The organism is Streptomyces tendae, from assembly GCF_014650435.1.
GTDB lineage: Bacteria > Actinomycetota > Actinomycetes > Streptomycetales > Streptomycetaceae > Streptomyces > Streptomyces tendae.
In genome coordinates this window covers 123,994-137,011 of the sequence record NZ_BMUY01000010.1, presented here as the reverse complement: position 1 = coordinate 137,011, position 13,018 = coordinate 123,994, and the positions used below count along the sequence as shown (strand labels likewise).

Here is a 13,018-nt window from a genome sequence, read left to right as displayed (position 1 = left end):
CGGGTGCGGCCGTCACCGTGCCGAGAGGGGACGGTGACGGAGCCGTGCGACCCTGGCGGGATGGAAGACAACGCGTCCCTGCTCGTGGTCGTCGACGCCGCGAACGTCGTCGGCTCGGTGCCCGACGGCTGGTGGCGGGACCGGCGTGGGGCCGCGGAGCGGCTGCGGGACCGGCTGGCGGCGGACGGGGTGCCGGTGCGGGCGGGGCCGGCGGAGGTCGTACTCGTGGTCGAGGGTGCGGCCCGCGGGGTGGAGTCCGTGACCGGCGTGCGGGTGGAGTCCGCGCCCGGCAGCGGGGACGACCACATCGTCGAGCTGGTCGCGCGGGCGGCCGGTGACCGCCCCGTGCTGGTGGTGACGGCCGACCGCGAGCTGCGCCGCCGGGTGACGGAGTTGGGGGCGGAGGTGGCGGGGCCGAGGACGGTGCGGCCCGGGTGAGACCCGGCCGCGTACAAGGGCGGACCCCGCACGCGGTGCGCGTGCGGGGTCCGGTGTGGAGGAATCGGTGGGGCTACGGGCCGGACGGCTTGCCCGGGGCGGCCGGGGTCTCCTCGCCGCGGGCCAGGCGGCTGTGGGTGCGGCCGTAGAGGAAGTAGACGACGAAGCCGATCGCCATCCAGATGGCGAAGCGGACCCAGGTCTCGGCGGGCAGGTTCAGCATCAGCCACAGCGAGGCGGCCACGGAGACGATGGGCAGCACCGGGACCAGCGGGGTGCGGAAGGCGCGCGGCAGGTCCGGCCGGGTCCTGCGCAGGATGATCACGCTGATCGCGACGATGACGAAGGCGAAGAGCGTGCCGATGTTCACCAGCTCGGCCAGCTCGCTGAGGCTGGTGAAGCCGGCGACGATCGCGATGACCACGCCGAGCAGGATGGTCGGCCGGTAAGGGGTGCGGAACTTCGGGTGGACGTGGGAGAAGAAGCGCGGCAGCAGTCCGTCGCGGCTCATCGCGAAGAACACCCGGCTCTGGCCGAGCAGCAGGATCATGCAGACCGTGGTCAGGCCGACGGCCGCGCCGAAGCTGATCACCCCGGAGAAGAAGGGATGCCCGGTGGCTTTGAAGGCGTCGGCGAGCGGGGCGTCCACCGAGAGCTTGGTGTAGTGCTGCATGCCGGTGACGACGATGGAGACGCCGACGTACAGCAGGGTGCAGATGATCAGGGAGCCGAGGATGCCGCGGGGCATGTCGCGCTGCGGGTTCCTGGTCTCCTCGGCGGCGGTGGCGACGATGTCGAAGCCGATGAAGGCGAAGAAGACGACCGAGGCGGCCGTGAAGATGCCCATCACGCCGAAGTTGGCCGGCGCCCAGCCGAACATCAGCTGGATGAGGGGTGAGTGCAGTCCCCCGCCCGCCTCGACGGGCTGCGACTTCGGAATGAAGGGGTCGTAGTTGGCGCCCTTGATGAAGAAGGCCCCGGCGATGATCACGATGAGGACGACCGCCACCTTGATGGCGACGACGAGTGAGGTGATCCGCGCCGACAGCTTCATGCCGAGGACGAGGATGGCGGTGAGCACCAGCACCAGGGCGGCGGCGAGGATGTCGAAGCCGAAGCCGTCCGCGCCGTCGCGTCCGCCCAGCTCCGCCGGCATGTGCCAGCCCGCGTTGTCCAACAGTGAGCGGATGTAGCCCGACCAGCCGACGGCCACCACCGCCGTGCCGAGCGCGAACTCCAGGACCAGGTCCCAGCCGATGATCCAGGCGGGCAGTTCGCCCAGCGAGGCGTAGGAGAAGGTGTAGGCGGAGCCGGCCACCGGGACGGTGGAGGCGAACTCGGCGTAGCACAGCGCGGCGAGCGCGCAGACGACGCCGGCGACCACGAACGCCAGGGCCACGGAGGGTCCGGCGTTGTTCTTGGCGACGGTGCCGGTCAGTACGAAGATGCCGGTGCCGATGACGACGCCGATACCGAAGACGGTCAGGTCCAGCGCCGACAGGGATTTCTTGAGCGCGTGCTCCGGTTCCTCCGTGTCACGGATGGACTGCTCGATCTTCTTCGTCCTGAACAGGGTGTTGCTCACGGGGACCTCCCACGCTTGTCGTCCTCGACATGATCGAGAGGGGGCGTACTGCGTATGCCCCGGCGTGGGCGATTTCACGCGGATGGGCCGGTTCCACCACTGCAACGAGTGGTCGAACCGGCCCATCCGGCGCAGTGCCGGGTTGCGGGTCCCGCGGTGCGCGGTGTCAGTCGCGCGCGGCCTCCACCTGGTCCACCTCGGCGCCCGCGCGGTCGTACCTGCCGTCGAGCTTGGCGACCAGGCCGGTGACCTGGCGCGCGATGTCGGGTGCGGTGAGTCCGATCTCGGCCAGCACCTCCGCGCGGGAGGCGTGGTCGAGGAAGCGCGGCGGGATGCCGAAGTCGCGCAGCGGTACGTCGACGCCGGCGTCGCGCAGGGCCTGGGCGACGGCGGAGCCGACACCGCCGACGCGGGAGTTGTCCTCCACGGTGACGACCACGCGGTGCCGCTCGGCGAGCGGGGCCATGGCCTCGTCGACGGGCTTGACCCAGCGCGGGTCGACCACGGTGGTGGAGATGCCCTGCTTGTTCAGCAGCTCGGCGACCTCCAGGCACATCGGCGCGAGGGCGCCGACCGAGACCAGGAGGACGTCGGGGGTGTCGGTGCCGGGGGCGCGCAGCACGTCCATGCCGCCGACGCGGCCGACGGCCGGGACCGCGGGGCCGACGGCGCCCTTGGAGAAGCGGACCACGGTCGGGGCGTCGTCCACCGCGACGGCCTCGCGCAGCTGGGCGCGGACCTGGTCGGCGTCGCGCGGGGCGGCGAGCCTGAGGCCGGGGACGACCTGGAGGATCGACATGTCCCACATACCGTTGTGGGAGGCGCCGTCGGTGCCGGTGACGCCGGCCCGGTCCAGCACGAAGGTCACGCCGCACTTGTGCAGGGCGACGTCCATCAGGACCTGGTCGAAGGCGCGGTTGAGGAAGGTGGCGTACACGGCGAAGACCGGGTGGACGCCGCCGTGCGCGAGGCCGGCCGCGGAGACCGCGCCGTGCTGCTCGGCGATACCGACGTCGTAGACGCGGTCCGGGAATGCCTTGGCGAACTTGTCGAGGCCGACCGGCTGGAGCATGGCCGCCGTGATGGCGACGACGTCCTCGCGCTCCTTGCCGAGCTTGAGCATCTCGTCGCCGAAGACGCTGGTCCAGTCGGCGCCGGAGGTGGCGATGGGCAGGCCGGTGTCGGGGTGGATCTTGCCGACGGCGTGGAAGCGGTCGGCCTCGTCCTGGAGGGCGGGCTGGTAGCCGCGGCCCTTCTCGGTGAGGCAGTGCACGATGACCGGGCCGCCGAAGCGCTTGGCGCGGGTGAGGGCGGACTCCAGGGCCTCCAGGTCGTGGCCGTCGATGGGGCCGACGTACTTGAGGCCGAGGTCCTCGAACATGCCCTGCGGGGCGATGAAGTCCTTCAGGCCCTTCTTGGCGCCGTGCAGGGTGTCGTAGAGGGGGCGCCCGACGACCGGGGTGCGCTCCAGGACCTCCTTGGTGCGGGCCAGGAAGCGCTCGTAGCCGTCGGTGGTGCGCAGGGTCGCCAAATGATTGGCGAGGCCGCCGATGGTGGGGGCGTAGGAGCGCTCGTTGTCGTTGACGACGATGACGAGGGGGCGGTCCTTGGCGGCGGCGATGTTGTTCAGCGCCTCCCAGGCCATGCCGCCGGTGAGGGCTCCGTCGCCGATGACGGCGACGACGTGGTCGTCACGCTCCAGGACCTGATTGGCCTTGGCGATGCCGTCGGCCCAGCCGAGGACCGTGGAGGCGTGGCTGTTCTCGATGACGTCGTGCTCGGACTCCCCCTGCGAGGGGTAGCCGGACAGGCCGCCCTTCATCTTGAGCCTGGAGAAGTCCTGGCGGCCGGTGAGCAGCTTGTGCACGTAGGACTGGTGGCCGGTGTCCCAGAGCACCTTGTCCTTCGGCGACTCGAAGACCCGGTGCAGGGCGAGGGTGAGTTCCACCACGCCGAGGTTGGGGCCGAGGTGGCCGCCGGTCTTGGAGACGGCGTCGACGAGGAAGGTACGGATCTCCTCGGCCAGCTGAGTCAGCTCTTCCAGGCTGAGCCGGTCCAGATCGCGCGGTCCCGTGATGCGGGTCAGCAGCGGCACCCGTGCCTCCTTGCAGTAGAGCTGTTGCCGGGCTCGTCGAGTCTAATGTTCCGTTCCGGCGGAACGTGTCCGGGCGGTGCGTCGTACGTCACGCGTTCGGCCTTACCCACGGGCGGACCGTTCTACGTCTTCCCGGTCCGCGCCTTCCCCGTTTGCGCGCGGGGGCACGCCGCCGCGCGGCTTGGTGACACCTTTACCCGGCTGGTCCAGTCCGCGGGGCGCGCGGTGTCCAGGCCAGGAGGCGCCCGGCCCGGCACATTGGTCTAGTCCCATTCTGGTCCAGACCATTGCGTCCCCCGTCACCGCGGCGATATCCCCGTACCCGGCAACACCCCAGCACAGCACGGGAATCGACGTTCCACCCCACACACACCGGGACTGACATGAGACGCATGCGTTCCATCCGGGCGGCCCTCACCGCCGCCGCCACCACCGTGGCCGCGGTGGGCCTCGCCCTGTCCGGCACCGGCGCGGCCGAGGCGGCGACCCCGCTGCCGGACCGGGTCTTCGCGCCGTACTTCGAGGCCTGGACCGGCGAGAGCCCGGCCGCGCTGGCCGCCCAGTCGGGTGCCAAGCACCTCACCATGGCCTTCCTCCAGACCGCGACCCCGGGCTCCTGCACGCCGTACTGGAACGGCGACACGTCGATGCCGATCGCCCAGTCCACCTTCGGCGCCGACTTCGACACCATCCAGGCGAGCGGGGGCGACGTCATCCCCTCGTTCGGCGGCTACACGGCCGACACCACCGGCACCGAGATCGCCGACAGCTGCACCGACGTCCAGCAGATCGCCGCGGCCTACGAGAAGGTCGTCACGACCTACGACGTCTCCCGGCTCGACATGGACATCGAGATCGACGCGCTGGACAACACCGCGGGCATCGACCGCCGCAACAAGGCGATCAAGCTGGTCCAGGACTGGGCCGCCGACAACGGCCGCGACCTCGAGATCTCCTACACGCTGCCCACGACCACCCGCGGCCTGGCGAGCAACGGCGTCGCCCTGCTGGAGAACGCCGTGGCGAACGGCACGAAGGTCGACGTCGTGAACCTCATGACGTTCGACTACTACGACAACCAGCCCCACGACATGGCCCGGGACACCCAGACGGCGACCCAGGGTCTGCACGACGTGCTGGCCCGGCTCTATCCGGGCAAGTCCTCGGCCGAGCTGTGGCACATGATCGGCGTCATCGAGATGATCGGCGTCGACGACTTCGGACCGGCGGAGACCTTCACCCTGGACAACGCCCGCACGGTCTACGACTGGGCCCTGGACCAGGGCATCAACACGCTCTCCTTCTGGGCGCTCCAGCGGGACAACGGAAGCTGCGCGGGCGGCGGCGCGGCCGACAACTGCTCCGGCATCCAGCAGAACACCTGGGACTTCTCGCACATCTTCGCGCCCTTCACCAGCGGCAGCACCGCCCCGGAGAACGACTTCTCCCTCTCCGCCACCCCGGCCTCGGGCACGGTGACCGCGGGCGCCTCGGCCACCACCACGGTGAAGACCGCGGTGAAGTCGGGTACGGCTCAGACGGTGCAGCTCAGGGCGAGCGGGGTCCCGGCGGGCGTCACCGCGTCCTTCAGCCCCGCCTCGGTCACCGCGGGCGGGCAGTCGACGCTCACCCTCGCCACCACCGACCAGGCGGTCTCGGGCACGTACTCCGTCACGGTCACCGGCACCGGCCCGTCCGGCAGCCACAGCACCACGTACGCGCTGACCGTCACCGGCGGCAACGGCAACCAGTGCACGGCCGCCCCGTGGAACTCGGGCGCGATCTACACCGGCGGGCAGCAGGTCTCCCACGAGGGCCACACCTGGAAGGCCAAGTGGTGGACGACCGGCGAGGAGCCCGGGACCACCGGCCAGTGGGGCGTCTGGCAGGACCTCGGCGCCTGCTGAGAACGGTACGGCTCACTCCACGGCGCGGAAAGCGGTCCGCCCGCCGGCCCAGGGCTCAGCTGGGCGGGCGGGCGGACCGTCGTCGGCCGTGCGGCGGCGTGCTACGCGCGGCCGGCCGTCTTCTGCGTCTTGCGGGTGATCGCGTCGATGACGACCGTCGCCAGCAGCACGCCACCGGTGATCATGTACTGGACCGGCGAGGCGATGCCCTCCAGGGCGAGGCCGTACTGGATCGAGACGATGACCATCACACCGAGCAGCGCGTCCCAGGTGCGGCCGCGGCCGCCGAACAGGGACGTACCGCCGATCACGGCCGCGGCGATGACGTTCATCAGGAACTCGCCGGTGCCCGCGCCCTGGTTGGCGGAGGCGATCTTCGACGCCACGAAGAGGCCGCCGATCGCCGCGAAACCGCCGGCGATCGCGAAGACCGAGATCCGGACCAGCTCCACGTTGATACCGGCACGGCGGGATGCCTCGACACTGCCGCCGAGCGCGAAGATCTTGCGACCGTAGGCGGTGCGGCGCAGCACGAAGTCCGTGAGCAGCAGGAACGCCAGGAAGATCACCACGGCCAGCGGGAGGCCCTTGTACTGGTTGAAGACGATCGCCACGGCGAAGGCCAGGATCGCGAGCAGCACCGTGCGCACGATGATCTCGTTCAGCGGCCGGGACGGCACCCCGGCGGCCTCGCGGCGGCGGTTGTCGAAGAACGCGGAGAGGAAGTAGCCCGCGGTCACCACGACAGCCAGACCGTAGGCGGCGGCCACGTCGCTGAAGTAGTAGCTCGTCAGCTTCACCACGACGCCGTCGGAGTCGAGGTTGATCGTGCCGTTGTCGCCCAGGATCTGGAGCATGAAGCCCTGCCAGAACAGCAGTCCGGCGAGCGTCACGGCGAAGGCCGGGACACCGATGCGGGCGAAGACGAAGCCGTGGATGGCACCAGCGACGGTACCGGTGAGGATCGCCAGCAGCAGGGCGAGCCACTCGTTCATCCCGTGCGTGACGCTCAGCACCGCGAAGGTGGCGCCCGCGACACCGCTGACCGAGCCGACCGACAGGTCGATCTCGCCGAGCAGCAGGACGAAGACGATGCCGACGGCGATCATGCCGGTGCCGACCATGGCGACCGACATGTCGGAGAAGTTGCCGGCGGTGAGGAAGTTGGAGTTCAGGCTGGTGAAGATGGCCCAGATGATCAGCAGACCGACGACGACCGGTATGGAGCCGAGGTCACCGGCCTTCATCTTCCGCTTGAACTCGCCGAGGTAGCCGGCGAAGCCCTGCTCGCGTACCAGCAGCCGGGGGTCGACGGCCGTGACGGCGGCGGCCGCCGCGTCGGTGTTCTCCACCGCGCTGTCCGCGGCGGGAGTGGAGGTCTTGTCGATGCTCACTTCTTGATCTCCCCATTTGCGCGTGCCGCACGACGGGTCACGGCGTTCTCCGTGGCGCCCGTGATGGCGGAGATGATCTCTTCCTGCGAGGTCGACTTGACCTCGAAGACACCGTTGTTGCGCCCGAGGCGCAGGACGGCGACCTTGTCGGCGACCGCCTTGACGTCAGCCATGTTGTGGCTGATGAGGATGACCGCGTGACCGCGCTCGCGCAGCCGCTCCACGAGGTCGAGGACCTGCGCGGTCTGCTCGACGCCGAGGGCGGCGGTGGGCTCGTCCAGGATGACCAGCTTGGGCTCGCCGAGCATGGACCGGGCGATCGCCACGACCTGGCGCTGACCGCCGGAGAGGGAGGCGATCGGGATGCGGACGCTGGGGATGCGGATGGACAGCGTGTCCAGGAGCTCGCGGGAGCGGCGCTCCATCTCCACCTCGTCCAGGACGCCGCGACGGCGGATCTCCCGGCCCAGGTAGAGGTTGCCGACGACGTCGATGTTGTCGCACAGCGCGAGGTCCTGGTAGACCGTCGCGATGCCGAGGTTCTGGGCGTCGTGCGGCCTGTTGATCGAGACGGCCTTGCCGTCCCACTCGATGGCGCCCTCATCGATGGGGTGCACGCCGGCGATCGTCTTGACCAGCGTGGACTTTCCGGCGCCGTTGTCGCCCACCAGGGCGACCACCTCACCGGCGTGGACCTCAAGCTCTACCTCGGTGAGCGCCTGGACGGCACCGAATCGCTTGGAGACCCCGCGCAACGCCAGCACGGGCGTAGCGGACACGTGAACCATCTCCTTCGCCGCCTGACCCGGCGGGAGGTTGTGCAGAAGTATTTGGGGGGTGTTCCGTCCGGCGCCCCGCGTAGCTTGCGGGGCTGATGAGTGCGGGGCGCCGGAGGAGCTGGGGCGGACGGTCCCGGGCGGCTCAGTCGGCTCGGGACGCGGGTCCGCTTACTTGAGGCCGATCTTGTCGCAGGCGGCCTTGTACTTGTCCGTGCAGATCTCGTCGATCGTGTAGAAGCCGTCCTTGATGACGGTCTCCTTGATGTTGTCCTTGGTCAGCGAGACGACCGGGACGATGACCGCGGGGATGCCCTTGGCGGTGGCGGAGTCGACCTTGTCGTTGGCGATGGAGTCGAGCGACTCGCCCTTGGCGAGCGCGACGGCCATCTCGGCCGCGGTCTCGGCCTCCTTCGGGTACGACTTGAAGACGCTCATGTACTGCTCACCGGTGACGATGCGCTGCACGCCCGCGAGCTCGGCGTCCTGGCCGGTGACCGGGACGTTGGAGATGCCGGCGGCCTTCAGGGCGGTGATGATGCCGCCCGCCATGCCGTCGTTGGCGGAGTAGACGCCCTGGATCTTGTCCTTGCCGAGGGCGGAGATGGCGCCCTCCATGTTGGCGTTGGCGTTCTCCGGCTTCCACTCCTTGGTGTCGTACTCGCGGCCGACCTTCACCTTGCCGTCGAGGGCGGCGTGCGCGCCCTCCTTGAACTGGGCGGCGTTCGGGTCGGTGGAGGAGCCGTTCATCATGACGATCTGGGCGTCCTTGGCCTTGTCGCCCAGCGCCTGGAGGAGCGCCTCGCCCTGCGTCTTGCCGACGGTGACGTTGTCGAACGAGGTGTAGGCGTCGATGGGGCCCTCCGCCAGGCGGTCGAAGGCGACGACCTTGATGCCGGCGTCCTTGGCCTTCTTGACCGAGCCCGCGATCGCCTTGTAGTCCACCGCGTCCACGATCAGCACGTCCACCTTGTTGGTGACCATCGTGTCGACCTGCTGGTTCTGCAGGCTGGCGTCCTGCTTGGCGTTGGCGTAGACGACCTCGCCCTTGTTGTTCGTGAGCTCCTTGACCTTCTTCTCGATCATGGGCTTGTCGAACTTCTCGTACCGCGCGGTCTGGTTCTCCGGAAGGAGCAGACCGACCTTGATGTCGTCGCCCTTCTTCGCGGCCGAGTCGGACGAGTCGTTGCTGTCGCCGGACTCCTTGGCACTGCCACAGGCGGCGAGCGAGACGGCCATGGCACCGGCGGCGATGGCAACGGCGGCACGACGCATACGCGTGTTCACTTCACAAACCTCCCTGACGAGGCCGCGTCGTTGCGGCCGAGGTGGCTGGAAGTCAACTCGGCCACACGTGCGACGTCAAGAAGTAAATCCTTAACGAGATGACAACGGTGCCATCCGTGCTCTAAGTGAAGGCAGGCGTGGCCGCCGGCAGAGCGCCGGTCGCAGACCCGTCCAAGAGCGTCGAATCGCCCATCTCGCTGAGGGCGAGGGCGAGTGCCCCGAGCACCTCCGCACGGCCCCCAAGGGCCCCGGGAAGCACCGAGAGTTGCCGCGCCGCACTGGGGATGGCGTAACGCCCGACGGACTCTCTTATCGGCCCGAGCACCAGCTCGCCGGCCTCGGCGAGATCGCCGCCGAGGACGACGCGGCTCGGGTTGAGCAGATTGCAGAGGTTGGCGACTCCACTGCCGATGTGGCGGCCGACGTCGGCGATCACCCGACGGCAACCGGGGTCACCGTCCCGAGCCAGCCGCACGACGCCCTCCATCGTCAGATCGGTGCCGTGGCTGGGCTGGAGGAGCGGAAGCACATAGCGTGCTGCCGCGAAGGTCTCCAGGCAACCCCGGTTTCCGCACCGGCAGACAGGGCCGGCCTCATCGAGGGTGATGTGACCGATTTCTCCCGCTGTGCCCCCGGGGCCGCGGTAGATCTTCCCGTTGATCACCAGACCGGCGCCGACGCCGCTGGCGACCTTGATGTACGCCAGGTCCCGCACCCCCCGGCCGCTGCCCCAGACCAGCTCGCCCAGGGCGCCGAGGTTGGCGTCGTTGTCCACGTGCACCGGCACGCCGAGCCGCCCCCGCAGCTCCTCGGCGGGCCGGATGCCGCCCCAGCCGGGCAGGATGGCGGTCGAGCCCAGCGTGCCGGACTCCACGTCGATCGGTCCGGGCACGCCGAGACCCACCCCGGCGATCTTGGCACGGTCCACGCCGGTGGCCGCGATCAGGCGGCTGACCAGCTGTTCCGCCCGGTCGAAGCCCTGGTCCGAGGAGGCGTCGACGTCCAGCGGCTCGGACTCCTCGGCGAGCACCTGGTGGGCGAGGTTGCCGACCGCGACGCGCAGGTGGGTGTGGCCGAAGTCCACCCCGATGACGATGCCGGCGTCCCCGCTCAGCGAGACGCTGCGGGCCCGGCGGCCGCCCGCGGAGGTGGGCGTGACCTCGACGGTTCCGCCGTCCTTCAGTTCCCGGACGATGTTCGAGACCGTGGCCGCCGACAGGCCCGTCGTCCTCGCGATCTCCGCCTGCGTGAGCGAACCGGCGAGCCGTACCGCACGTACGACGCGTTCCAGGTTGGCGCGGTGCAGCGACGACTGCGACCCGGGAGTCTCCATTGACTCTCACCCTCATCCCCTGGGTCCGCGCCACCCTGTGCGATGCGGACCTTGTACAAGTTATGAACCCCAAACTCCGCTGATTCGCCCAGTGGCGTCAAGCCCTTGAAAGAAATCGGTTCCAGGCCGTGTCACGTCCGGCTACCGACGGTACGCCCGCAGGGGTCCGTCCCCGGAGAGCTGTCTCTCCGGGGACGGACCCCTGCGTACGACGGGTGAAGCGGCGCTGGGCGTCAGCGGAAGGTGCCCTGCGACACCGATCCGGCGATCCGCCGCTGGAAGACGCAGTACACGAGGAGTACGGGCACCACCGTGACCACGATCGCCGCGAACAGCGCACCGTAGTCGATGTCGTAGACCTGCGAGGACGCGTAGGCGGCCATGCCCTGAGTGAGGACCCACTTGTCCTGGTCGGTGTTGAGCGCCACCGGCAGCAGGAACTGGTTCCACAGGCCCAGGAAGTTGAAGATCGCCACCGCCGCCATGCCCGGACGGGCCATCGGCAGCATCACCTGGAAGAACGCCCGCCAGTCCCCGGCACCGTCGATCAGCGCGGCCTCGTACACGTCGTGCGGCAGCGACCGGAAGAACGAATAGAGGAAGAACATCGTGAACGGCAGCGCGAACGCGACATAGGTGAGGATCAGTCCGGGACGTGTGTTCAGCAGCCCGAAGTTCTGCAACTGGAAGAAGAGCGGAACGATCGCCAGGAAAACCGGGAAAGTCAGGCCCGCGAGCATCACGTAGTAGATCAGCCGGCGTCCGGGGAACTCGAACCGGGCGAGAACGTAGGCGCACATCGCGCCGAGCAGCATCACCAGGACGAGTGCCGAGACCACGACGATCACGGAATTCAGGAAGTACTTCCCGATGTTCGCGTCGGTCCACGCGTTCGCGTAGTTCTCGAAGCGCCAGTGGTCCGGCAGCGAGAACGGCGACGAAAGGATCTCGCCGGTCGATTTGAACGACGACATCAGCACCCACAGCATGGGCACGATCACGATCACCGACCACAGGATCAGCAGGGTGTGCGAGATCACCGCGAATCTGCGGTCGCTGCTCGCGGCGGCCCTCGTCAGCCTGCGGTCGCTCGCCGGTTTCCGGTCACTGGCCGGCTTGCGGTCGGCGGCGATGACGCTCACCGGGCACCTCCCTTGGCTGCGGCACGCCGAGCCCTGGACCCAGGTGCTTTCCTCTTGCTCTCGCCCTCGCCGCCGCCCGTGAGGCGGTTGACGAGGAACACCAGCGCGGCGAACACCAGGGTGACGATGGCGAGGACGACGCCCATCGCGGTGGCGTAGCCGAACTGCTGCTTGGCGAAAGCGACGTTGAACAGACGCTGGCTGATGGTCAGGGTCGAGTTGTCCGGGCCGCCGTTCGGCACCATCGCCTGGACGTAGACGAACGCGTCGAGGGCGGCGATGCCCAGGTAGATGTACGCCGTCTGCACGCTGTCCCGGATCGCCGGCAGGGTGATCGAGATCGTGGTGCGGAACCGGCCGGCCCCGTCGATCTTCGCCGCCTCGTACAGCTCGCCGGGGACGCCCTTGATCGCGGCGATGAAGAGCACCGCGTAGAACCCGACGAGCCCCCAGATGATGACGAACATCACGGACGGCATCGCGGTCGCCTTCTCGCCCAGCCACGCGAACGACTCGAACCGGTCGAGGCCGAGGCCGGAGAGGACGCCGTTGAGCAGGCCGGCGTTCGGGTCGTACATCTGCGCCCAGATCAGGCCGACGATGATCGCCGGCACGACGTAGGGGAAGAAGGAGATGATCCGGTAGAACGACGCTCCCCGGATCCCTCGGACGGGGCCCTTGCTGGGCCCGCCCAGGGTGATGGCCACGGCGACCCCGAGGGCCAGCGTCAGCGTGACCAGCGGCACGAAGGCCGCGAGGAGTGCGACGTTGCGCAACGCCTTCAGGAAGATGTCGTCCTGGAACATCTTCGTGAAGTTGTCGAAGCCGACGAAGTTGTAGTCCGGGCTGAAGCCGCGCCAGTCGGTCATCCCCCAGAAGATCGCCTGGCCGAACGGGATCAGGACGAAGAGAACGAAGATGGTCAGCGGGACACCGAGGAACGCGAGGAAGAACGTCACCCGGTCGAACGTGAGCCTGCGGCGCCGTGGCCGCCCGCCGCGAGCGGCCGGCTGGGGCCGGCGGCTCGCGGCGTCGGAGGTGGTGATGTCGTCTTTCATCGC

At 69.2% G+C, this 13,018-nt stretch carries 10 protein-coding genes; 2 read left to right on the top strand and 8 right to left on the bottom strand.

Going from position 1 to position 13,018, the window contains the following annotated elements; all coding sequences use genetic code 11:
* The first annotated feature begins 60 nt into the window (after nt 1-60).
* Nucleotides 61-438, top strand: a complete 378-nt coding sequence (locus IE258_RS25805; RefSeq protein WP_189747213.1) for a PIN domain-containing protein — start codon at nt 61-63, stop codon at nt 436-438.
* A 73-nt stretch (nt 439-511) separates the two neighbouring features.
* Here IE258_RS25805 and IE258_RS25800 read toward each other — a convergent pair whose 3' ends face one another.
* Both IE258_RS25800 and dxs read right to left on the bottom strand, forming a co-directional pair.
* Nucleotides 512-2,023: an amino acid permease gene (locus IE258_RS25800; protein ID WP_189747211.1), complete on the bottom strand. Its 1,512-nt coding sequence runs from the start codon at nt 2,021-2,023 to the stop codon at nt 512-514.
* A 166-nt stretch (nt 2,024-2,189) separates the two neighbouring features.
* Nucleotides 2,190-4,118 (bottom strand): 1-deoxy-D-xylulose-5-phosphate synthase, encoded by a 1,929-nt coding sequence (gene dxs / locus IE258_RS25795; protein ID WP_189747209.1) that lies wholly within the window; start codon nt 4,116-4,118, stop codon nt 2,190-2,192.
* A 383-nt stretch (nt 4,119-4,501) separates the two neighbouring features.
* On the opposite strand from dxs, the gene IE258_RS25790 reads away from it, so the two are divergent.
* A complete protein-coding gene (locus tag IE258_RS25790; RefSeq protein ID WP_189747207.1) occupies nt 4,502-6,025 on the top strand; it encodes a chitinase in 1,524 nt (507 codons plus the stop codon).
* A gap of 101 nt (nt 6,026-6,126) precedes the next feature.
* On the opposite strand, the gene IE258_RS25785 is transcribed toward IE258_RS25790, so the two are convergent.
* The 6 genes from IE258_RS25785 to IE258_RS25760 form a co-directional block, all read right to left on the bottom strand.
* On the bottom strand, nt 6,127-7,419 hold the full coding sequence (locus tag IE258_RS25785) for a sugar ABC transporter permease (protein WP_109029762.1): 1,293 nt from the start codon (nt 7,417-7,419) through the stop codon (nt 6,127-6,129).
* Complete coding sequence (locus IE258_RS25780) at nt 7,416-8,207, bottom strand: ATP-binding cassette domain-containing protein (protein WP_059298203.1); 792 nt, start codon at nt 8,205-8,207, stop codon at nt 7,416-7,418. The genes IE258_RS25785 and IE258_RS25780 overlap by 4 nt, the downstream gene beginning before the upstream one ends.
* Before the next feature lie 159 nt (nt 8,208-8,366).
* On the bottom strand, nt 8,367-9,470 hold the full coding sequence (locus tag IE258_RS25775; protein ID WP_161379994.1) for an ABC transporter substrate-binding protein: 1,104 nt from the start codon (nt 9,468-9,470) through the stop codon (nt 8,367-8,369).
* Nucleotides 9,471-9,603: 133 nt separating this feature from the next.
* Nucleotides 9,604-10,815 (bottom strand): ROK family transcriptional regulator, encoded by a 1,212-nt coding sequence (locus IE258_RS25770; protein ID WP_159329005.1) that lies wholly within the window; start codon nt 10,813-10,815, stop codon nt 9,604-9,606.
* A gap of 233 nt (nt 10,816-11,048) precedes the next feature.
* Complete coding sequence (locus IE258_RS25765) at nt 11,049-11,957, bottom strand: carbohydrate ABC transporter permease (RefSeq protein ID WP_189747205.1); 909 nt, start codon at nt 11,955-11,957, stop codon at nt 11,049-11,051.
* Nucleotides 11,954-13,015, bottom strand: coding sequence for a carbohydrate ABC transporter permease (locus IE258_RS25760; protein ID WP_164274071.1), 1,062 nt, complete (start codon nt 13,013-13,015; stop codon nt 11,954-11,956). The genes IE258_RS25765 and IE258_RS25760 overlap by 4 nt, the downstream gene beginning before the upstream one ends.
* Nucleotides 13,016-13,018: the final 3 nt, after the last annotated feature.